Source organism: Amorphus orientalis, from assembly GCF_030814015.1.
Classification (GTDB): domain Bacteria; phylum Pseudomonadota; class Alphaproteobacteria; order Rhizobiales; family Amorphaceae; genus Amorphus; species Amorphus orientalis.
Map to the genome: position 1 here is coordinate 1371422 of NZ_JAUSUL010000002.1, position 19054 is coordinate 1390475.

Annotated in this window: 18 protein-coding genes and 1 pseudogene; 9 read left to right on the forward strand and 10 right to left on the reverse strand. The window is 65.8% G+C overall.

The annotated features are described in order from the left end of the window. Positions 1 to 136: 136 nt before the first annotated feature. Positions 137 to 916, reverse strand: coding sequence for a maleylpyruvate isomerase family mycothiol-dependent enzyme (locus J2S73_RS14075; RefSeq protein WP_306886179.1), 780 nt, complete (start codon positions 914 to 916; stop codon positions 137 to 139). Between the two features lie 40 nt (positions 917 to 956). Then, a complete protein-coding gene (locus tag J2S73_RS14080; RefSeq protein ID WP_306886180.1) occupies positions 957 to 2063 on the reverse strand; it encodes a cupin domain-containing protein in 1107 nt (368 codons plus the stop codon). A gap of 179 nt (positions 2064 to 2242) precedes the next feature. On the opposite strand from J2S73_RS14080, the gene J2S73_RS14085 reads away from it, so the two are divergent. From J2S73_RS14085 to aroQ, 3 genes are all read left to right on the forward strand, one after another. After that, positions 2243 to 2713, forward strand: coding sequence for a MarR family winged helix-turn-helix transcriptional regulator (locus J2S73_RS14085; RefSeq protein WP_306886181.1), 471 nt, complete (start codon positions 2243 to 2245; stop codon positions 2711 to 2713). A 77-nt stretch (positions 2714 to 2790) separates the two neighbouring features. Next, positions 2791 to 3387 (forward strand): exopolysaccharide biosynthesis protein, encoded by a 597-nt coding sequence (locus tag J2S73_RS14090; protein ID WP_306886182.1) that lies wholly within the window; start codon positions 2791 to 2793, stop codon positions 3385 to 3387. A gap of 162 nt (positions 3388 to 3549) precedes the next feature. Beyond that, positions 3550 to 3999: a type II 3-dehydroquinate dehydratase gene (gene aroQ, locus J2S73_RS14095; protein ID WP_306886183.1), complete on the forward strand. Its 450-nt coding sequence runs from the start codon at positions 3550 to 3552 to the stop codon at positions 3997 to 3999. A 129-nt stretch (positions 4000 to 4128) separates the two neighbouring features. Here aroQ and J2S73_RS14100 read toward each other — a convergent pair whose 3' ends face one another. After that, positions 4129 to 4293, reverse strand: coding sequence for a DUF1328 domain-containing protein (locus J2S73_RS14100; RefSeq protein WP_306886184.1), 165 nt, complete (start codon positions 4291 to 4293; stop codon positions 4129 to 4131). Between the two features lie 363 nt (positions 4294 to 4656). Here J2S73_RS14100 and J2S73_RS14105 point away from each other — a divergent pair, with 363 nt between their 5' ends. Then, positions 4657 to 4911, forward strand: a complete 255-nt coding sequence (locus J2S73_RS14105) for a hypothetical protein (RefSeq protein WP_306886185.1) — start codon at positions 4657 to 4659, stop codon at positions 4909 to 4911. Positions 4912 to 5103: 192 nt separating this feature from the next. Here J2S73_RS14105 and J2S73_RS14110 read toward each other — a convergent pair whose 3' ends face one another. From J2S73_RS14110 to J2S73_RS14120, 3 genes are all read right to left on the reverse strand, one after another. Further along, entirely contained in the window at positions 5104 to 6849 is a 1746-nt protein-coding gene (locus tag J2S73_RS14110; RefSeq protein WP_306886186.1) for a phospholipase D family protein, read from the reverse strand. 102 nt (positions 6850 to 6951) lie between these two features. Next, positions 6952 to 8769 (reverse strand): sensor histidine kinase, encoded by a 1818-nt coding sequence (locus J2S73_RS14115; RefSeq protein WP_306886187.1) that lies wholly within the window; start codon positions 8767 to 8769, stop codon positions 6952 to 6954. A gap of 363 nt (positions 8770 to 9132) precedes the next feature. Further along, the gene (locus J2S73_RS14120) at positions 9133 to 9492 is read right to left on the reverse strand and encodes a hypothetical protein (protein ID WP_306886189.1); all 360 of its coding nucleotides are present in this window, start codon (positions 9490 to 9492) and stop codon (positions 9133 to 9135) included. Between the two features lie 160 nt (positions 9493 to 9652). Here J2S73_RS14120 and J2S73_RS14125 point away from each other — a divergent pair. Continuing rightward, positions 9653 to 10422: pseudogene (locus J2S73_RS14125) on the forward strand (Crp/Fnr family transcriptional regulator). Between the two features lie 99 nt (positions 10423 to 10521). Here the strand turns inward: J2S73_RS14125 and J2S73_RS14130 are convergent. The 3 genes from J2S73_RS14130 to J2S73_RS14140 form a co-directional block, all read right to left on the reverse strand. Next, positions 10522 to 11004, reverse strand: coding sequence for a YciE/YciF ferroxidase family protein (locus J2S73_RS14130; protein ID WP_306886328.1), 483 nt, complete (start codon positions 11002 to 11004; stop codon positions 10522 to 10524). A 210-nt stretch (positions 11005 to 11214) separates the two neighbouring features. Next, positions 11215 to 11412 (reverse strand): CsbD family protein, encoded by a 198-nt coding sequence (locus J2S73_RS14135; RefSeq protein WP_306886190.1) that lies wholly within the window; start codon positions 11410 to 11412, stop codon positions 11215 to 11217. Positions 11413 to 11632: 220 nt separating this feature from the next. Beyond that, positions 11633 to 12658, reverse strand: coding sequence for a YihY/virulence factor BrkB family protein (locus tag J2S73_RS14140; protein WP_306886191.1), 1026 nt, complete (start codon positions 12656 to 12658; stop codon positions 11633 to 11635). A gap of 165 nt (positions 12659 to 12823) precedes the next feature. On the opposite strand from J2S73_RS14140, the gene J2S73_RS14145 reads away from it, so the two are divergent. Beyond that, complete coding sequence (locus J2S73_RS14145) at positions 12824 to 13084, forward strand: DUF7218 family protein (RefSeq protein WP_306886192.1); 261 nt, start codon at positions 12824 to 12826, stop codon at positions 13082 to 13084. Positions 13085 to 13176: 92 nt separating this feature from the next. Here J2S73_RS14145 and J2S73_RS14150 read toward each other — a convergent pair whose 3' ends face one another. Further along, positions 13177 to 13737 (reverse strand): type 1 glutamine amidotransferase domain-containing protein, encoded by a 561-nt coding sequence (locus J2S73_RS14150; RefSeq protein ID WP_306886193.1) that lies wholly within the window; start codon positions 13735 to 13737, stop codon positions 13177 to 13179. A gap of 205 nt (positions 13738 to 13942) precedes the next feature. Between J2S73_RS14150 and ku the strand changes: the two genes are divergently transcribed. The 3 genes from ku (at position 13943) to J2S73_RS14165 (ending at position 18947) form a co-directional block, all read left to right on the forward strand. Then, entirely contained in the window at positions 13943 to 14956 is a 1014-nt protein-coding gene (ku, locus tag J2S73_RS14155) for a non-homologous end joining protein Ku (protein WP_306886194.1), read from the forward strand. A 12-nt stretch (positions 14957 to 14968) separates the two neighbouring features. Further along, on the forward strand, positions 14969 to 17593 hold the full coding sequence (gene ligD / locus J2S73_RS14160) for a DNA ligase D (protein WP_306886195.1): 2625 nt from the start codon (positions 14969 to 14971) through the stop codon (positions 17591 to 17593). Positions 17594 to 17675: 82 nt separating this feature from the next. Then, positions 17676 to 18947: a glycerate kinase type-2 family protein gene (locus J2S73_RS14165; RefSeq protein ID WP_306886196.1), complete on the forward strand. Its 1272-nt coding sequence runs from the start codon at positions 17676 to 17678 to the stop codon at positions 18945 to 18947. Positions 18948 to 19054 lie beyond the last annotated feature (107 nt).

Genomic DNA, 19054 nt, shown 5'->3' on the forward strand with positions numbered 1-19054 from the left:
GATGTCCGGATCACGCGGTGCGATTGCAAGCAGAACGGAGACGATGCGCGCAGTTGCTACCGTTTTGCGAACCGGAGCTTGCACGTAGCTGGCTGGCGGGACGGAGACATGCCGTCGGGCCGGGCAGACTGATCAATCAGCGATGGAGAGGAAGGGCCGGCAACTCACCGGCTGAGCTCGCCACGCCGGCTGTCCCGCGTCCGGTCATCCAGCGCACCAGATCCGCCTGGCGGCCGGAAACCGTCGGCCCGGCACCGGACCCGATGGAGACGGTCTCGGAGCGGTCGGAGGCGGCGAGCACCAGGTCCGGGCCCTCCCCCGACGCAGACCATCCGGCCACGATCTCGTCGCGCAACCGGTCGAGGAACTCGGGCGGGAAATCGCGGAACGATCCGCCGTTGTCGAGATCCACGGCCCGCACCCAGACCTCCCGGGCCCGGAGGAACGGGGTCCGGCGGATCGGGAGGTCGCGGCCGGCATCGTCGCGAACGACGGCGTCCCAGCCCTGATCGGTCAGGTCGCGCCATTCCACGTTCAGATGCACTTCGGTGTGATGAAACAGGTTCCTCAACGCCCGCGACGGCAGCGTCGCGCCGGACGCGACCTCCTCCGCGTGCTGCTCTTCGGACGCGTACATCGGCGTTTCCACGCCGGTCCGCGCCCAATCCACAAGGCGGGACAGAGCGCGTGCATGGTAGCCGACATGGGCCGCCACCTGGCGGCGGTTCCAGCCGTCCACAAGGGAGGGCTGGTCGAGCTCATTGTCGGCGAGCTCGTTCAGCTTGCGCGCGAAATAGGCGGTGCCGCGCCGGGCCCACACGAGGTCCGCATGGGGGGCGGCGGCGGCATCGTAACGGGCCCCCGCGCCCTGGCGTTCGCGCAGGGCGGCGCGGGCGGCGTCTTCCGGATCGCTCATCGTCATATCGCCGGAGCGGTCCGCGCCGCCCGCCTCCGTCTTATTTGGTGGGCTCGATCTGGACGCGGTCGAAGTGCAGCCGCTCCATGATCGGCGCGTCGGAGAAGCGGAACAGGTCGAACTGGCTTTCCGCCTGCAGCGACCAGGGCACCCACGACGGCACGACGAACATGTCGCCGATGTCGAGACGATGCGTGACGCCGTCCAGCACCACAGCGCCGCTGCCGTGAAACACCTGAAACACCGTCGACCCGACCTCGCGCCGCGTCGGCGTTTCGGTGCCGGCGCGGAGACGGTGGAATTCCGCCCGGATCGTCGGCAGAACGTCGCCACCGGTGGTCGGGTTCACGTAGCGAACCGCCGCATGTCCCTGCTCCACGGTCGCCGGCTGGCCCTCGTCCTCAAGCAGGAGCTGTTCGGTGAGCGCCCTGTCGGTGTGTTCCCAGCGATAGGCGCCGATCGGCGAGCTCACCGTGTTCTGCAGGCCAGACAGCGGCCGCAGGCCCGGATGGCACCACAGCCGTTCGCCGCGGGAGTAGTTCGGCGTCGAATAGTCGGTCACCCGCTCCGATCCGAATTCCAGAAACCCGACGTCGTTCTGATAGCTGAACGGGATGTCGAGACCATCGATCCAGGCCATCGGCTTGTCGGTCTGGTTGTGATGGCCGTGGAAGCACCAGCCCGGCGTCAGCAGGAAGTCGCCCCGGCTCATGCGGACCGGATCCCCGTTGACCACGGTCCACACCCCCTCGCCCTCGACCACGAACCGGAACGCGTTCTGGGAGTGACGGTGCTCCGGCGCGGTTTCCTTCGGACCGAGATACTGGATCGCCGCCCACAGGGTCGGGCTGACATAGGGCCGCCCGCCCAGACCCGGATTGGCCAGGCCGAGCGCGCGCCGCTCGCCGCCGCGGCCGACCGGGACCAGCTCGCCGGAGCGCTCCGCCAGCGGCAACAGGTTCGCCCACTTCCACACGTGCGGCACCGCCTTGGGTGCCGGGGTGTGCGGCATAATGTTGTCGATCTGGGTCCACAGCGGCATCAGGCTCTCCGCCTCGAAGTCGGCATAGAGCTGGCGCAGTTCCGGCGTGTCTTCCGGCATCATGTGGTTGGTGGTCTTGGCTTTGTCGGATGGGGTGTCGAGCATGGCCTTTTCCTCCTCCCGTGGACCGCCGGATCGTCCGGTCGGCAAGCGGGTTGTTCGATAAAGTATGCATACTAACTATTATCGCGATCGTCAAACGATCTGGACACGGCGGCCCTTGGCCTCGAATGTGTCCCGACCCGCCGCCACATCCCTCACAACGGTTTCAGGATCGATCGCGCTTGACCGACATCAACGACATGCCGGGCTATTTGATCCGGCGCCTCCATCAGATCTCGGTTGCCATCTTCACCGCCCGAACGGCCGAAGCCGGGTTCGATCTGACGCCCGTTCAGTACGGCGCGCTGGCCACCGTCAACCGCTATCCGGGGATCGATCAGGTGACGCTCGCCGGCTGTATCGCCTACGACAAGGCGACCATCGGCGGCGTCGTCGACCGGCTCATCCAGAAGGGATATCTGAAGCGCGACGTCAGCCCCAGCGACCGGCGCGCACGGGTGCTCGACCTGACCGACGAAGGCCGAGCGGTCCTGGAGGCGGCCACTCCGATCGTCGCGGAGGTGCAGGATCAGTCCCTGTCCGGACTGTCGGAGGAGGAAGCACGCACGCTGCTCGACCTTCTGAAGAAGGCCACCGACGCCGGAAACAGTCTCAGCCGGGCGCCCCTGCGCGCCGCCCCTCAGCCGAAATAGCGGCGGCTCGCTCGGTCCGCCGGCGCAAATCGCGCGATGATGGGAACCAGCGTTCCTTCAACCGGTTATCCCGATCCATGAGCGAGAATCCCACCGGCCTGGGCGACCTTCTGGATCGGATCGAGGCGAAATCGGACACCTCCCACCGCATAACAGTCGGCGAGATGGCGGACGCCATCGGCGCGCGAACGTTCGCGCCCTTCATCATCGTCCCGGCGATGATCGAGATCTCGCCCATCGGCGGCATTCCCACCGTCCCGACCATCCTCGCGATGATCGTCATGCTGTTCTCGCTTCAGATGGCGATCGGCAAGAAACACCTCTGGATCCCGGCCCGGCTCGAGCGGACCCGGCTGCCGGCCAGGCGCGTCAGCGCTGGCGTTCGCAAGTTGCGCCCGGTCGCCCGCTTTCTCGATCGATGGGTGGGCTACCGATTTCCCGCCCTGACCAACGGCCGGATGAGCCGGATCGCTGCCATTGCCTGCATTCTCCTTGCCTGCCTGGTTCCCCCGCTCGAGGTCGTCCCCTTCGCCACCACGGTCCCGATGGCGGCGATCGCCATCCTCGGTCTCGCGCTACTGGTGCGCGACGGTCTTCTGCTCGGGATCGGGCTGACCGTTTCCCTGGGTGCGGTCGCAGTCGCGGTCAGCGTCGCGGGACGGATCTTCTTCTGATCCAACTCCGGCCGGGTCGGCCGCGCCTCCGCTTACGGCGACCCCGTCCTGCAGCGGCACTCTTGTCAGCGCGGTTTCGTCTGCGGATGATTGCGGCGGCACGCCCCGGACTGTCCGGGACCCAACAACAGCAGCTTGTCCAACGGCAACGAAGGAACACTCATGACGCGGCTGGTCGACGTCATCAATGGCCCCAACCTCAACCTGCTGGGCCAGCGCGAGCCGGAGATCTACGGCTCGACGACACTGGCCGACATCGAGGCGGACTGCCGGTCCGTTGGCGGGGGGCTCGGCCTGGACGTCCGCTTCCGGCAGAGCAATGCGGAGGGCGAGCTGATCGACTGGGTGCATCAGGCGCGCACGTCTGCCGCCGGCATCATCATCAATCCGGGCGCCTACAGCCACACGTCCATCGCGCTGCTCGACGCGCTGAACGCCTGCACCATCCCGGTGCTGGAAGTCCACATCACCAACATCCACAAGCGTGAGAGCTTCCGGCACCATTCCTATGTGTCACAACGGGCAGAAGGCGTGATCGCCGGGTTCGGGCCGGAAGGCTACCGGTTTGCGGTCATGCGGCTGGCGACCCTGCTGACCGCATCGCACCCGTAAACGCTTCTGGCAGCCGACTGCCATGGGCACGCAAAGAAACGGCCCGGGCTCATGCCCAGGCCGCTTTCGACACGCTTCTGCAAGGTCAGACCCACGTCATCGGAACGGGGCCGGCCCGAAGGCGCGGGGCTATGTTCGCCTGACCAGATGCATGATCACCGACACGACGAGGGCGATCAGGAAGATGAAGAAAAGAATCTGAGCGATACTGGCAGAGGCCCCGGCGATGCCGCCGAAACCGAAGACACCGGCGATAATCGCAACGATCAGAAAAATCAAAGCCCATTGCAACATGATTAGCTCCTTCGCGACATATGCAAATCCGGTGGGGAAACGTTGCCGAAGGGAATTGGTTCTGAGGGATCAAAGAAGTTTTTTGCCAGCGACAACCGCGCCCGGCTTCGCGAACGTCACGACGGCTGGTCGGAGGCCGAAGACCGCCGAGAACATGAGGGCAGGCTCTCCCGTCAATTGCCACCGCCTTCCAAGGATTATCGTTCTGGACGACGGCTGAAGCGGCGCGCATTGGCAGTTTACGAACTGGTCACCTTATGCGAAAAAGTGCAGGTCAATTAAAAATGCTAAATCGGAACCATTGGATCAGCGGTACGTTCTGCTTCCAATACGCGAGCTCACTTTGCACCGCGTGAGGTAGCTATGAAGTATGAGAAGGAAACCACGTCGACGTTCCCCCAGCCGGAGGACGCGCGTGCGCTGTCGAACATGACGTCCAACAGCGACAGCGCCCACTCCGGGGACGTGACGTTGGCGCCGCACCTGCGCTCTCATCTCGGGCGCACGCTGCGCCGGTACTACGAGCCGGAGGTCGGACAGGACCTCCCGGAGGAACTCCAGCGTCTGATGAAGAAGCTGGAAACCGTCGATAGCCCTGGCGAAAGGGGCGATCGCTGACTTGCCCGTTCAGGTCTTTTGACCTGAACGCGGCGGGGGCTCTTGCCTCCGATCTCCTCGCAGCTCGTCATTCGACCGGATGACCGCATTCCCCGCCCGGACTGATCTCTCCGCAAGTCACGCAGCTTTCCCGCCGTCGTTGCACTCCCTTTTGGCACCGATCGCCGCAGAAGAAGCGGGCGAACGCTGCCGTCAGAGGTAGGCTTCCGGGATAAACCGCTGAAATCTGGAAAAGCGGCGTGCCACGCCAAGCTGATAGGGAACGACGAACCCGCGGCGATCCTCCGGTTCAGCATCCCGATTGAAGTCGGCCGTCTCGCGCCAGTAGGCGAGCGGAGACATTCCTTCCGGTGCGGACTCGCACAGATGCGTCTCGAAAAGCCGGTCGCGAAAGGCCCGAATCCGCGGATCGTCGGTCCAGGCAAGAGCCGCCTCGGTGTCCATCCGGAAGCTTCGGCCGTTGATGTTGGCCGATCCGACGAGCGCGCGCCGGTCATCGGCGATCATCACCTTCGCATGCGGATAGATGATCCCGCTGCCGAACGCTTTTGCACGAGGATCCAGGTTCGGCTCCGCGTCTGCGGACCGGACGATGGAGAAGGCGCCGAACCGGTCGCCGCCTCGCTCGATGAGGCGGCGGACGGCGCGAACCTGCAGCCATTCCCCGAACCGCATCTCCGGACCCCGCTGGTGCTCGAACGCGACCATGTCCGGCGCCATCGGCAGAAGCAGGATCACCTCCAGCTCCGGATGGGCCTCCATCTGCTTCCCGATGAGATCCGCGACCCGGCGCAGGCGGAAGAACTGGTTTTCGATATAGAGCAGACGCGTCGCGCTTTGGATGGTCTCGACGAAGGCGTCCTCGATCTCTGTGACGACCGGCCGGGGCGTGATCGCGAACGGTCCGTCCCGCACCGCAGACAGCGTCCGCAGGAACCGGATCGACGGCTGACCGTCGGTCACCTCTGCATCGATTGGCGCGAGCTTCATCGTATCGCGAACGGAAGGAATGCAGCGCGGAACGGTTTGCCGGTCGTGTCCGGGCGGAAGTGACCAGCCCGGCAGTTGGTCCCCGCCCCCGCCATATCTCGTCACCTCACGATTCCAGAAATCGCCGAAATGGCGCGCCGCGTCGGAGGCGACCGGACCGTCGACATACAGGCTGACATCGTGCCAGGTCTGCTCCGTGGGGCGGTTGTGCTCCGGGTCGTCGTAGCGCCGTTCGTCGATATCGATCCCGCCGATGACGGTCTTGCGGCCGTCGACCACCAGCAGTTTCTGGTGATGGGTGGCCGGCCACACCCGCCCTGGCGGCACGAATCTGGGCCGGCTTGCCAGCATCAGATGCGCGACCCCCGGAAACCCGACCGCATCCGGCTTCTGGCTGACAAGGCGCTTCAGCTTCTGACGAACGGCGGGCCAGAGGCCGCTGCGCAGGCCGAACCCGATTTCGCCTTCGTGCAGGGCGACGAGAACGTCGACCTTGCCGGGAGCGTCGGTCGGGATCTGCGCGATATACCGTTCTATACGCTCCGCATTCTGCCAGGCCAGTTCGTGCAGCTCATGGGCAACCACGGGCTCGAAATCGGTGAGCAGGAGCCGGACGCGAACCCCGCGCCGGGCGGCATCGACAAGCAGATCGCCCCACGTCCGGAATCCCCGGGACTTCGCCTCGTCCGACTGAAGACGGGTCTCGGGATCGAACAGCCGGAACGCGAAGTGTGCCGTATGCTCGGCCTCCAGAACGAGGCGCTCCATCATCGGAAAGGCCGCGCTCGCCTCGATCAGAGGCTCGACCAGACCTGCCGGGCGGGTCGGAAAGGCCGGACCGAAGCCGAGCGGGGCGGCGACGTCCGCTTCGCTGCGCGCAGGCGCGCCTGTCGCGCTGTCGGCGCGCCGCGGAAGCGCGTCTTCCGAAAGATTGTTCGATTGCCGCACCAGATGGGCCCCTCGTCGTGCGCCGGTCGTGCCGGCTTCGCCTGATGCAAACGCCCGGCAGCCGGTTCGGTTTCTCAGGCGCGGGAGAATCCGGCGACCGGATCAACTCAACAGGGGCGACGATTCCAGTTCCGGGGTCGCCCGCGCCCGAATCTGGGTCAGCGGGATCCGGAACCTGCCCCGCAAACCGGTCGGTTCGAAGGCAAGCTCCACGTCGGCCGACAACGATCGCGCCATGTTGCGCTCGATCACGATCCGCCCGAAGCCCCTGCGCGAGGGTTCCGAAACCGGCGGACCGCCCTCCTCCCGCCAGCTCAGATCCAGAACGTCGGCGCTGGTGTCGACATCCCACTCCACATGCACCGTACCCGTCTCGTTGGACAGCGCCCCATACTTGGCGGCGTTCGTGGCAAGCTCGTGGAGCGCGAGGCTCAGCGTCTGCATGGCGTCCGGCGAGAGCTGCACGTCCGGCCCCTGGACGATCACCCGGGAGCCGTCCTCCGGAACGTAGTGGCCGAGCTGGCCGGACACGACGTCGGCCAGGCTCGCCCCGCTCCAGTTGCCCGCAACGAGCAGGTCCTGGGCGGCGGCGAGCGCCCTCACCCGGTCGCCGAATTTCTCCAGGAATTCGCGCACCGTGTCCGCCTGCTGGGCCGTCTGCCGGGCAATGGCCTGCACCACGGCAAGCAGGTTCTTGGAGCGATGGCTGAGCTCGCGCATCACCAGGCGCATGCGCTGTTCGTGATCCTTGCGCTCGGTGATGTCCACGGCCGCGCAGATCACGCCCCTCAGCTCGCCGTCCGGCGCGAAATCCGGCTCGACGGTGAGGACGTACCAGTAATGCGCGTCGCCCATCTTGACGCGCACCTCCTCCGACTGCGCCTCCCCGCTCTCCATCGCGGCCCGTTTCAGCGCGATGATGGCAGTGCGCTCCGGCTCCTCGTAGAGATCGTCGTCGGTCTTGCCGATCGCCGGTCCTCCGTAGTCGGCGGACCAGTTGGACCAGGTGTAGCGCAGGTCCCGGTCCTGGCTGAACACGAGGATCTCGCTCGAGCGCAGCGCGAGGTTGAAGCGCTGCACCGTGGCCGACAGACGCCGGCTGAGATCGGCCCGCATGGACTCCAGACGTTTCGCGCGGGTGATGTCGATGGCCGTCCCGACCAGCCCGGTCACCTCGCCGCCCGGACCCAGCACCGGGGTGACGTCCATGCGGAACCACACCGAGCCGCCGGCTTCGGGAACCTCAACCTCGAAATTGACGGGCTCGCCGGTTTCCAGGGCCCGCTGCTTGTGCTCGGCGATGATCTCCAGCGGCCCTTCCGGAACGATGTCGGCGTCCACGTGTCCGACGACATCCTCCGTCCGCAGGCCCAGGCGGGGATTGTGAACCCACGTGTAGCGAAGCGACTCGTCCTGCGCGAACACCGTGATGTGCGCCCCGCTCGTGGCCGCGTCGTAGAGCTGCTTGATCTGGTCGAGTTCGGCGGTGCGCGCGCTGACCTGCTCCTCCAGATGGCCCTTGATCTCCTCGAGTTCCTGGTAGGCCTGCTTGCGCGCCTCGACCTCGGCGAGAAGCTGCCGATTGATGGTCTCCATCTCGCTGATCGACGGGAGCCGCGTCAGCGTGGGCAGCAGCCGCCACAGGATCACGGCCGCGATGATGGAGATCAGCGCGGTGGCCGCCTTCGACAGCCCGTAGAGCCCGTAGGCCGGATACCAGAGGGTCAGGACGCCGCCGATATGCGTAACCGCGCAGGCCAGGATGAAGGCGCAGAACAGGACGACCACATGGCCGGTGTCGCCGGTGAAGTCGCGCCGGCGGCGCGCAAGCGCCAGGATCGCCAGCGGGATCGCGAGATAGGCGAACGCGATTGCCGTATCCGACACCGCATGGAGCGCGACCAGGTCGGGCCTCCACAACAGGCAATATCCGTGCGGCATGAAGCTCGCCGCACCGAACAAATATTGAACCACGCTTTCCATAGACCAGGCCTTTCGACCGGAGGGATGTCCCGCCGGCGAGATTCAGACGGTTGAAGCAAGGGAGCAAACCTCCCCGATCCGCAAGCCGTTTGCGGCAAAGGAGTTCCCCGGCGTTCGACAAAATGGGCGAAAATGTGGGATTCGGGCACCCCGCCGACGCTGCGACAGCCGCAACCGGCCGGGTATCCCGGAAAAAAGGTGGGAAAGTCCGGAGCTGGAGGAAGCCCTCCGGGCCGGCTGGCACCGACCATAGAAATTCGGCTGCCGGCTTTCGAGCCTGGCGAGAGGACGGGTCCGGCCCTAAGCGGTCGCGAAGCCGAGCCGGCCAAGCGCCGAACGCAGGGTTTCCCCCGAAAACGGCAGATTCACGGGCTCCAGCCCCGCACGGGACTTCGTTCGCGACGCGTCGGGCACGAAGCGCAGGATCGGAACCGCCATGCCCTGAAGCGTCTGCTCCAGTCGGCTGCGCGCCGCCGAGGGAGCGAGCGAGATCATGGCCAGATGAGCGCCTCCGGCCAGCAGCGCTGCGAAGGCATCGTCGGCGGTCCGGGCAAGAAGCACGTCGTCGGCGATGCCGAGTTCACGGACGGCCGCATCGAGTTCGAGGGCGAGCGCCTCGCTGTCGACAGCCAGCAGGACTGCGTTGGTCGGCTGGGTCAAAACTCTTACTTTCAACCGAGGAGAAGAGATGCCGACGCCGCCTACCACCTACGAGGTACATATGGACGGGAAAGGCCTCGACCGCGTAAAATCAGAATGAATATAGAACCGTCTGATCGGGTCCGTCTTTTAAGAATCACATCACCGCGGCGACAAAACGATGCGCACCGAAGGAACCTCATCCTCGACCAAAGTGTCGTCGTTCAAGACGAGCTGTTCGTCATGTCCGCTGCGCACGCGCCCGTGCTTCCGCGAATTCGACAAGGACGAGCTTGACTTCGTGAACTGGTTCAAGCGCGGCGAACTGGTCGTGGAGCCTGGTTCGGCGGTCGTCCAGGAAGCCTCGACCAGCCCCCACCTGTTCACCGTTCTGGAAGGATGGGCGTTCCGCTACAAGACGCTTGCCGACGGTCGCCGACAGATCCTGAACTTCGCGCTGCCGGCGACCTGATCGGGCTTCAATCTTCGGTGTTCTACGTCATGGACCATGGCATCGAGGCGCTGACGGGCATGGTGCTCTGTCTGTTTCCACGCACCGAGTTCATGGCGCTCTACAAGAACCAGCCCTCCCTCGGCTACGACGTCACGTGGCTGGCCGCTGAACAGGAACGCCTCCTCGACGCGCAGCTGGTCACGGTGGGACGGCGGACCGCCATCGAGCGGGTGGCATTCGTGGTCTGGTATCTGTTCGATCGAGGCCGCGAGCTCGGCATGGTCAAGAACGGCAGGATGGTGTTTCCGCTCACCCAGCAGCACATGGCCGACACGCTCGGCCTGTCCCTGGTTCACACCAACAAGACCATCAAACGTCTGCGATCCACCGGCACCGTGCGCTGGAGCGAGCGCTGGCTGGAGATCGAGGACGAGGCCCGCCTCATGGAGATCGCCAACGTGGAGCAGACCGCCCGGCCGAAACGGCCATTCATCTGACCGCTTCGCGCCGAACCGGGTCCGCTGCCGCGTTGCCCATGAAAAAGGGGCCCGCACCGATGCGGACCCCTTCAGTCATTCTGCTGCCATGAAATTTGGTCAGGCGGCCTGCTTGTTGAGGCCCGACTCCGCCAGACCGGTCAGTTTCTGGTCGGCGGCGTATTCCTGCTCCAGGTTGGCGGCGAGCAGCTTGGCGATATCGGTCTTGTTGAGCCGCTTCGCCCACGCGATCAGCGTGCCGTAGCGCGTGATTTCATAGTGCTCGACGGCCTGGGCAGCGGCGATCATGCCGGCATCGCGCGCATCGTCCTCGCGCGCCTCGTCCATGATCTCCTTGCCTTCTTCGAGGATTCCGTCGATCGCCTCGCAGGTCACGCCGCGCGCCTTGAGGCCGAGAGCCTCGAACGCGCGCTCCAGATTCTCGATCTGGCCTTCGGTTTCTTCGCGGTGATGCTCGAACGCTTCACGCAATTCCGGTGCACTCGCCTTGCGCGCCATCTTCGGCAACGTCTTCAGCACCTGCTTTTCGGCGTAATAGATGTCGCGAAGGAAATGGACGAACAGATCTTCCAGATTTTTCATAGCCATTGCGGGTATCCTTTTGCGGGCGCAAGCCGGGTGTGACCCCGATGTGTCGGAGAGACGGAACGGCCTTTCTCCCACCGGTCGGCGGAAGGAAATCCGCGTCTCACGCTGACGTCGCCCATCTGTGCTGCTGAAATCTTTTTCGGTGCCGTTCGAAGACGGCTGAGGAGCGACGGCGCGGCCGAAGCCGCGCCGTAAGCCGGGTCGTCAGTGTTTGGCGAGCCAGTCGTTGATCTGGCGGTGCGCTTCGTCCTTCTCGACGCCGTACCGCTCCTGGATGCGGCCGGCGAGACGGTCGCGGTTGCCTTCGACAACGGCGACGTCGTCGTTGGTGAGGCGGCCCCACTCGGCCTGAACCTGACCGGAAAACTGCTTCCACTGACCTTCGATCTGATCCCAGTTCATGATCATCCTTTCCGAGTCGGCTCCGCGGCCCCTTCGGGTGCGTACTCGCGCGACTCCTGACAAATGAGATTGTGTGCTTTTCTTGACCGGACACCGTTCAGGGCGTCCATCGACTTGATAACGTCGAGATGGTCGCACCGGTTCCGAAGTAGATGGCAAGTCTGTACGAAATTCCGGGCGCGATTCAAAAATGTAAACGGGATTGCCGTATGGCTCTGCATCAGTCGGCAAGTCGCCCGAGCGTGTCGGCGACATGGGCGCCGCGCTGGCCGAGCGGACGGTCTCGGCCGACCGTGGTGTCCTCGGCCGTCTGGTGCTCGAGCTCGGAATTCAGCTCCGCGCCGATCAGGAAGATGTAAACCGCCGCGTAGATCCACAGCATCAGACCGATCGCGGCGCCCAGCGAGCCGTAGGTCGCCGAATAATCGGCAAAGCGGGACAGGTAGAACGAGAGGGAAAGGGCCGCGGTGATCCAGACGGCCGCGAACACCACCGATCCCAAGGTGATCCAGCGCCAGCGCGCATCCCTTCGGCTCGGGCCGATCCGGTAGAATACGGAGGCCGCCGCGACCATCAGGCAGAAGAAGATGGGCGCCATGGCGATGCGCATGAAGAAGTCGACGCGCCCGTCGAGACCGACCGCGACGAGGACGACCGGAAGCACCACGATGCTGTTCACCGTGATGACCGCGAACAGAATGATGCCCAGCGTCACCGCGAACCCTGTGCCGTAAAGGCGCGGCAGAGACCGCTTCTCGGTTTCGCCGTAGGCGACGTTGAGGGCATTGAACAGGGCGAGCACGGCGGTGTTCACGCTCCAAAGCGCCACCGCCGTCGAAATGAGCGCGGCAATGCCCAGACTGTCGGGCCGCGCCTGGGCGATGCGTCGAAGCTCGTTCGACAGGAGGGTCAGCGCATCTTCCGGGACATAGCCGGAGAGCCACTGCAACTGTTCCTGAAGCGCGCTCGTATCCGTCAGGAGCCCGTAAACCGACACGAGAGCGACGATGGCGGGAAACAGTCCCAGGATCGCGTAGAAGGTCACACCTGCCGCGATCAGCCCGACCCGGTCGAGAATGATCCGTTTGTAGACGCGCCACGCCACGTCGCGCCACGCCCGCCAGGGCATGGCGCGCGGGTCTCTTGCCTGCCGGCCGCGTCCTTGAACGAGCTCTTCCTCGGTCACGTCTTCCAGACTGGTGACGTCCGTCCGGCCCACGGCCGGCTCGGACGAAGCGGTTGTCATGAGATTCCCCTGCTCGGCCGCGCCCACACCGTCAACGGACGAAACCCGTCACCGTTCCCCGCGCCTGCTCGCTTGGCCCGGCCTGGAACCAGGTGCCGCCATGGCGGTTCATCCCGCGTCGGCGTATCGTAGGGACAAACGCCGCCCGAGAAACGGAGTCAGACGATGGCCAAGTCTCATGGCAAGCAGGTGAAGAACGACGAGATGTACGAAGAGCTGCGCAAGCAGGGAAACAGCAAGGAAAAGGCGGCCCGGATCGCCAACGCCAAGGCGGCGGGCGACAAACCTTCCAAAAAGGGCGGCAAGGCGCCGCCTTACGAGGAATGGAGCAAGGAGGATCTCTATCAGCGGGCCCGGGAAATCGGCATCGACGGCCGGTCCAAGATGTCCAAGAGCGACCTGGTGAAAGCCCTGCGCGCCCACTGATGCGAGCAGTCGCGACATGAGAAACGCCGGCCACCCTCTGGATGACCGGCGTTTGTCTCATGCGACCGGTTGGGGGATCACCTGATCGCCCCTTATGCCGCCTTGCGCTCGTGGCGGCCTTCCTCGACCTCTTCGATGATCTTGCCGACAAAGGCGTCCAGATCGCCCGGATTGCGGGACGTGATGATCCCTTCCGAGACCACGACCGGCTCGTCGCGCCAGAGGGCGCCGGCATTGATCATATCGGTCTTGATCGACTTGTAGGATGTCGCTTCGCGACCGCGTACCGCGTCTGCTTCGATCAGAAGCCAGGGCGCATGACAGATCGCCGCGACCGGTTTGCCGGTGTCGATGAAGTGGCGAAGCACCTTCATGACGTCGCCCTCGACCCGCAGCAGATCCGGGTTGATCTGGCCACCCGGCAGCACGATGGCATTGTAATCGGACGGGTTCACGTCGGAGACCTTGGCATCGCCGGGGACCTCGTTGCCCCAGTCCGTCTTGTCCCAGCCGCGGATCGCCTTCCCGTCCAGCGTCGCAACATGGACGGTCGCACCGGCGTCACGGAGCTTGGTCAGCGGAACTTCAAGCTCGGACTGCTCGAAGCCGTTGGTGGCAACGATGAGGATCTTGCTATCGGTGATTTTCGGCATTGCGGATAACCTCCAATTCGGCTTCGCGGCGCAATCGCTGCCGCGGATGAACGGTGCCAGCCCGTTTGACCGGCGAACGCCCGAGCCGGCTCTGTGGTTCCAGACAGAGCTGTTCCGGCCGAAAGTGAACCATTCGCGGGGAAAGGGCGTTCGTGTGAAAGCGCGCGAATCATCTGCCCGCGCAGTTGCCCATGGGAGAATGGAGATGGCGCCCTCGCGTCCGGTCTGGAGTGGTCAGATACGCCTCGCGCTCGTGTCGGTGCCGGTGAAGCTCTACAGCGCGACCCGGTCCAGTGCGAAGCTGTCCTTCCATCAGATCCACGAGCCGAGCGGAAAACGCATCCGCTATGAAAAGGTCGTGCCCGGCATGGGGCCGGTTGAGCGCGACGACATCGTCAAGGGCTACGAGGTCGAGAAGGGCAAGTACGTCCTGGTCAGCGACGAGGACATCGACGAGATCAAGATCGAGGCGAAAAAGACCCTCGAGCTGGTCCAGTTCGTCGATGCCTGCGAGATCGACCCGATTTATTTCGACCGCCCCTACTACGTCGTGCCCGACGACGATCTGTCCGAAGACGCCTTCCGGGTCCTGCGCGATGCCCTGCGCCATACCGGCAAGGTCGGTCTCGGCCAGTTCGTGATGCGCGGGCGGGAATACATCGCGGCGCTGAAGCCGTGCGGGTCGGGCCTGATGGTCGAGACCCTTCGGTTCAAGGACGAGCTTCACCGGGCCTCGCCCTATTTCTCCTCGCTCAGCGACGAGGAATCCGACGAGGAACTGCTGTCGTTCGCCGAAGAGCTGATCGAGCGGAAGAGCGCGCCTTTCAAGGCCGACGCGTTCCGCGACCGGTACAACGAGGCGCTGAAGGAGCTGGTCGAGCGCAAGGCGAAGGGCCGCAAGCCGGAGGTCGCCGTCGACGAGGACACGAGCGACGACAGCAACGTGGTCGATCTGATGGCGGCCCTGAAAAAGAGCCTCGGCGAGAAAGGCGGGAGCGGGGGAAAATCCGGCGGTTCGCGGTCCTCTTCGAAACGGGCGAACGCGTCCGCCGGCAAGCAGTCGAGCGCCTCGAAAGGCAAGAGCACCGGCACGAAGTCCGGGTCCTCGAAAGGGTCGTCGGGCGGCAAGTCGGCGTCCGGCAGCACCCAGGCGAAATCCTCCGGATCCGCCAAGACCAAGACGCGCCGGACGAAGAAATCGACGGAGAAAGCGGCCTGACCGCAACGTCCCATGGCCGATCTCTCCACCTACCGCGCCAAGCGCGACTTCTCCAAAACCAGAGAACCGTCCGGCGAGCTTGCCGAGGCGGCGGACGGCTTCTTCGTGGTGCAGAAGCACGACGCGAGCAGGCTCCATTATGACTTCCGGCTCGCGATCGGCGGTGTTCTGGCCAGTTGGGCGGTGACCAAGGGGCCGAGCCTCGATCCCTCGGAAAAGCGGCTTGCCGTAAGAACCGAAGACCATCCGCTCGACTATGCCGACTTCGAGGGCACCATCCCGGAAGACCAGTATGGCGGCGGGACGGTGATGCTCTGGGATACCGGGCCGTTCGTGGCCGAAGGCGATCCGAAAAAGGGCCTGAAAGAAGGCAAGTTGAGCCTGGTTCTCGACGGCGACCGGCTCAAGGGCGGCTTCTCGCTGGTCCGGATGAAGCCGCGCCGAAAGTCCGACAAGGGCCGGGAAAACTGGCTCCTCATCAAGAAGGACGACGCGGCCGCCGTTCCGGAAGACGAGGCGGATATTCAGGACACCGACTGGAGCGTGAGCACCGGCCGGTCCATGGACGAGATCGCGGCCGGAAAATCAGCGCGCCGAAGCCGCCGACCTGGTGCGCAGTCACAGCGTGCGCGCAGTGCGCGCGCGCAGCAAAAAAGCGCAAGCAAAGGCCGCTCAGGCGCGCACAGCAGCGCGCGCGCCGCGGATACGTCCGGCACGCCTCCGAAGTTCCGCAAGCCCCAGCTCGCGACCCTGGTCGACGGGGCTCCCGACGGCGACGACTGGATCTATGAGACCAAGTTCGACGGCTACCGGATGCTGGCGGCCTGCGACGGGTCCGCGGTGCGCTGCTACACCCGCAACGGCAAGGACTGGACGGAGAAGTTCGGTCCGATCCCCAGCGCGCTGGCCAAGCTCGGCCTGACCGACACGCTCCTGGACGGCGAGGTGATCGTCGCCGACGACAGCGGCCGCAGCGACTTCGGAGCGCTGCAGCGCGCCCTGAAGGAGGATCCCTCCTCCCTGGCGTTCATGGTCTTCGACGTTTTGAAGGCCGATGGCGAGGACCTGACCGGCAAGCCGCTCCGCGACCGCAAGGAGGTCCTTGCGAAGCTCCTGAAGAAAGCCCGCAAGCCCATCCACCAGTCGACCTTCATCGAGGGCGACGGCAGCCGGATCGCGCGGCTTGCCTGCAGCCGCGGCTTCGAAGGCATCGTCGCCAAGCGCGCAGGCGCCCGCTACCGCTCCGAGCGGAGCCGCGACTGGCTCAAGATCAAGTGCGTGAAGCGGCAGGAATTCGTGATCGGCGGCTGGTCGCCGTCGAGCAAGGAGCGACCGTTCTCGTCGCTGCTGCTCGGCGTCCACGAGGACGGCAAGCTGGTGTACAGCGGCCGGGTCGGTGCCGGCTTCGACGACGACACGCTGGCGGACATCGCCGGCCTTCTGAAGAAGCGGGCGCGGCGCACGGCGCCGTTTGCCGAGGTTCCATCCGACATCGCCCGCGATGCCCGCTGGGTCCGCCCCGATCTGGTCGCCGAGGTCCGCTTTACCGAGACGACCCGGGATGGCGCGGTCCGCCACGCCGTGTTCGAAGGCCTGCGCGAGGACAAGCCGGCCAGGGAAGTCGTGGCGGAGACACCTCAGCCCCCGCGATCGTCGTCGTCCAAGGCCGGCAGCGGTTCCGGTAAACCGCCGGCCGGAAAAGGGAAAAAGGCCATGAGCGACGGAGACGGCGAAGACAAGGTGGCCGGCGTCCGCCTGACCCATCCGGACCGGGTGCTGTTTCCGCAGATGGACGTCACCAAGAAGGCGCTGGCAGACTATTTCGACGCGGTGGCGGACGTGATGCTGCCGGAACTCGCCGACCGCGCCGTCAGCCTGGTGCGCTGCCCGGAAGGCCGTCAAAAGGCCTGTTTCTTCCAGAAGCACGCCGGCGCCGGACTGCCGGACGCCTTCACCACCCGCCCGATCAAGGAGCGCTCGGGCGAGACCAAGGACTATCTGCTTGTCGCGTCCCGCGAGGCGCTGATCTCCTGCGCCCAGGTCGGCGCGCTCGAACTCCATGTGTGGGGCAGCCGCACCGATCGGATCGAAAAGCCGGACCGGCTCGTGTTCGATCTGGACCCAGGCGACGGCGTCGATTTCGAAGCAGTGAAAAAGGCAGCGGTGGATCTCGCCGAGGTGCTGCGCTCGGCCGGGCTGGACTCCTATCCGCTGCTGACCGGCGGCAAGGGCATTCATCTGGTGCTGACGCTGGAGCGGCGGCAGGACTGGAGCGAGGTGACCGGCTTCGCCCGCGCCTTCGCCGCCAAGATGGAAGAGCTGGACCCGAAACGGTTCGTCGCGTCCATGGCCAAGAAGAAGCGGACCGGCCGGATCTTCATCGACCATTTCCGCAACCAGTTCGGCTCCACCGCGATCGCTCCGTTTTCGCCCCGCGCCCGGGAAGGCGCGCCCGTCGCCGTTCCGGTCTCCTTCGACGAGTTCAAGAGCCTGAAGGCGGCCAGCCAGTTCAGCCTGACCGACGGCGGCGCGGCGATCGCCGAACGCGCAGAGGCCTGGCCCCCGGAGAAGGAACGCCGGCAGCGGCTGACGGCCGCCGCCTATGACAGCCTCGGGCTGGAGCCCGTCGACGACTGACCTCCTGGAAACTCCCGCTTCGGTTCGCGCGCCCCATCGGATACGACTGGCCGGAACCTCCGAGGAAGGGAGCCCGGCGCCGATGAGCCACTCGACCGACGACGCGCGACGCCTGCTGGACCACCTGTTTCGGGCCGCCGTGGACCGCGCCCGACCGGACACCTCCCTCGCCGGTCACCTGCCCCCGAAACCCAAGGGCCGCACCGTCGTGATCGGCGCCGGCAAGGCCTCGGCTGCCATGGCCCGGGCTCTGGAAGCCGCGTGGGACGGCCCGCTCGAAGGCGTGGTCCTGACCCGGACCGGCCACGGCGAGGACACCCGTCAGATCCGCATCGTCGAGGCCAGCCACCCGGTTCCCGACCAGGCCGGCGTCGACGGAACGGCGGAGATGCTCGCCTGCCTGGACGGCCTCACCGAGGCCGATCTGGTGATCTGCCTCCTCTCCGGCGGCGGCTCGGCCCTTCTCGCAGGCCCGCCGCCCGGGGTGTCGCTGGAGGACCTGCAGGCGCTCTCCCGGGCACTGCTGCGCTCCGGCGCGCCGATCTCCGACATGAACACGGTCCGCAAACACGTCTCCACGGTTGCCGGCGGACGCCTGGCGCTCGCCGCCGCGCCGGCGCCGATCGTGACGCTCGCAATCTCGGACGTTCCGGGCGACGACCCGGCCGTGATCGCCTCCGGGCCGACGGTGGCGGATGCCACGACCGCAGCCGACGCACGCGCCATTCTCGAAGCGCACGGGATCGCAGTTCCCGCCTCTATCACCCACTGGCTCACCGACCCGGCAGCGGAAACGCCCAAGCCCGACGACCCTGCCCTCGCCCATGCCTCGTGCCGGCTGATCGCCACACCGATGATGTCGCTGGAAGCCGCAGCGGCGTTGGCCGAAGAGAAAGGCATCCGGACGCTTGTTCTCGGCGACCGGATCGAAGGCGAAGCGCGCGAAGTGGCGAAGGTGCTGGCGGCCATCGCGATCTCCTGCGCTACACATGCCCGCCCGCTGTCCGCGCCGTGCCTGATCCTGTCGGGCGGCGAGACGACCGTCACGGTTCGTGGCAACGGGCGCGGTGGCCGGAACACGGAATTCCAGCTTGCCCTGGCGCTCGCGCTCGACGGCCATCCCGGCATCTCGGCGATCGCCGGCGACACCGACGGTATCGACGGCTCGGAGGACAACGCCGGCGCGCTGGTGGACCCGACAACGCTCGCCCGTGCCCGGGCGGCAGGCCTCGATCCGCGCGCCTTCCTCGCCGACAATGACGGCTACGGTTTCTTCTCCGTCCTCGGCGATCTCGTCGTCACCGGTCCGACCCGGACCAACGTGAACGATTTCCGGGCTATCCTGATCACCTGACCGGGACGCCGAGCGCCTGCCATATGGCGAGATGATGGGACGCGCGGCGGGGCGTGATCAGCCGGGCCATGCCCCAGGGCGACATCCTCGGCTTCGCGCCGCCGCTG

Excerpts from the sequence above, each read along its gene's own strand:
- J2S73_RS14135 (WP_306886190.1), bottom strand. The coding sequence starts at position 11,412 with ATGAACTGGGATCAGATCGAAGGTCAGTGGAAGCAGTTTTCCGGTCAG.
- J2S73_RS14075 (WP_306886179.1), bottom strand. The coding sequence starts at position 916 with ATGAGCGATCCGGAAGACGCCGCCCGCGCCGCCCTGCGCGAACGCCAG.
- aroQ (WP_306886183.1), top strand. The coding sequence starts at position 3,550 with ATGACGCGGCTGGTCGACGTCATCAATGGCCCCAACCTCAACCTGCTG.
- J2S73_RS14130 (WP_306886328.1), bottom strand. The coding sequence starts at position 11,004 with ATGAAAAATCTGGAAGATCTGTTCGTCCATTTCCTTCGCGACATCTAT.
- ku (WP_306886194.1), top strand. The coding sequence starts at position 13,943 with ATGGCGCCCTCGCGTCCGGTCTGGAGTGGTCAGATACGCCTCGCGCTC.
- J2S73_RS14145 (WP_306886192.1), top strand. The coding sequence starts at position 12,824 with ATGGCCAAGTCTCATGGCAAGCAGGTGAAGAACGACGAGATGTACGAA.
- ligD (WP_306886195.1), top strand. The coding sequence starts at position 14,969 with ATGGCCGATCTCTCCACCTACCGCGCCAAGCGCGACTTCTCCAAAACC.
- J2S73_RS14150 (WP_306886193.1), bottom strand. The coding sequence starts at position 13,737 with ATGCCGAAAATCACCGATAGCAAGATCCTCATCGTTGCCACCAACGGC.
- J2S73_RS14080 (WP_306886180.1), bottom strand. The coding sequence starts at position 2,063 with ATGCTCGACACCCCATCCGACAAAGCCAAGACCACCAACCACATGATG.
- J2S73_RS14105 (WP_306886185.1), top strand. The coding sequence starts at position 4,657 with ATGAAGTATGAGAAGGAAACCACGTCGACGTTCCCCCAGCCGGAGGAC.
- J2S73_RS14165 (WP_306886196.1), top strand. The coding sequence starts at position 17,676 with ATGAGCCACTCGACCGACGACGCGCGACGCCTGCTGGACCACCTGTTT.
- J2S73_RS14100 (WP_306886184.1), bottom strand. The coding sequence starts at position 4,293 with ATGTTGCAATGGGCTTTGATTTTTCTGATCGTTGCGATTATCGCCGGT.
- J2S73_RS14090 (WP_306886182.1), top strand. The coding sequence starts at position 2,791 with ATGAGCGAGAATCCCACCGGCCTGGGCGACCTTCTGGATCGGATCGAG.
- J2S73_RS14140 (WP_306886191.1), bottom strand. The coding sequence starts at position 12,658 with ATGACAACCGCTTCGTCCGAGCCGGCCGTGGGCCGGACGGACGTCACC.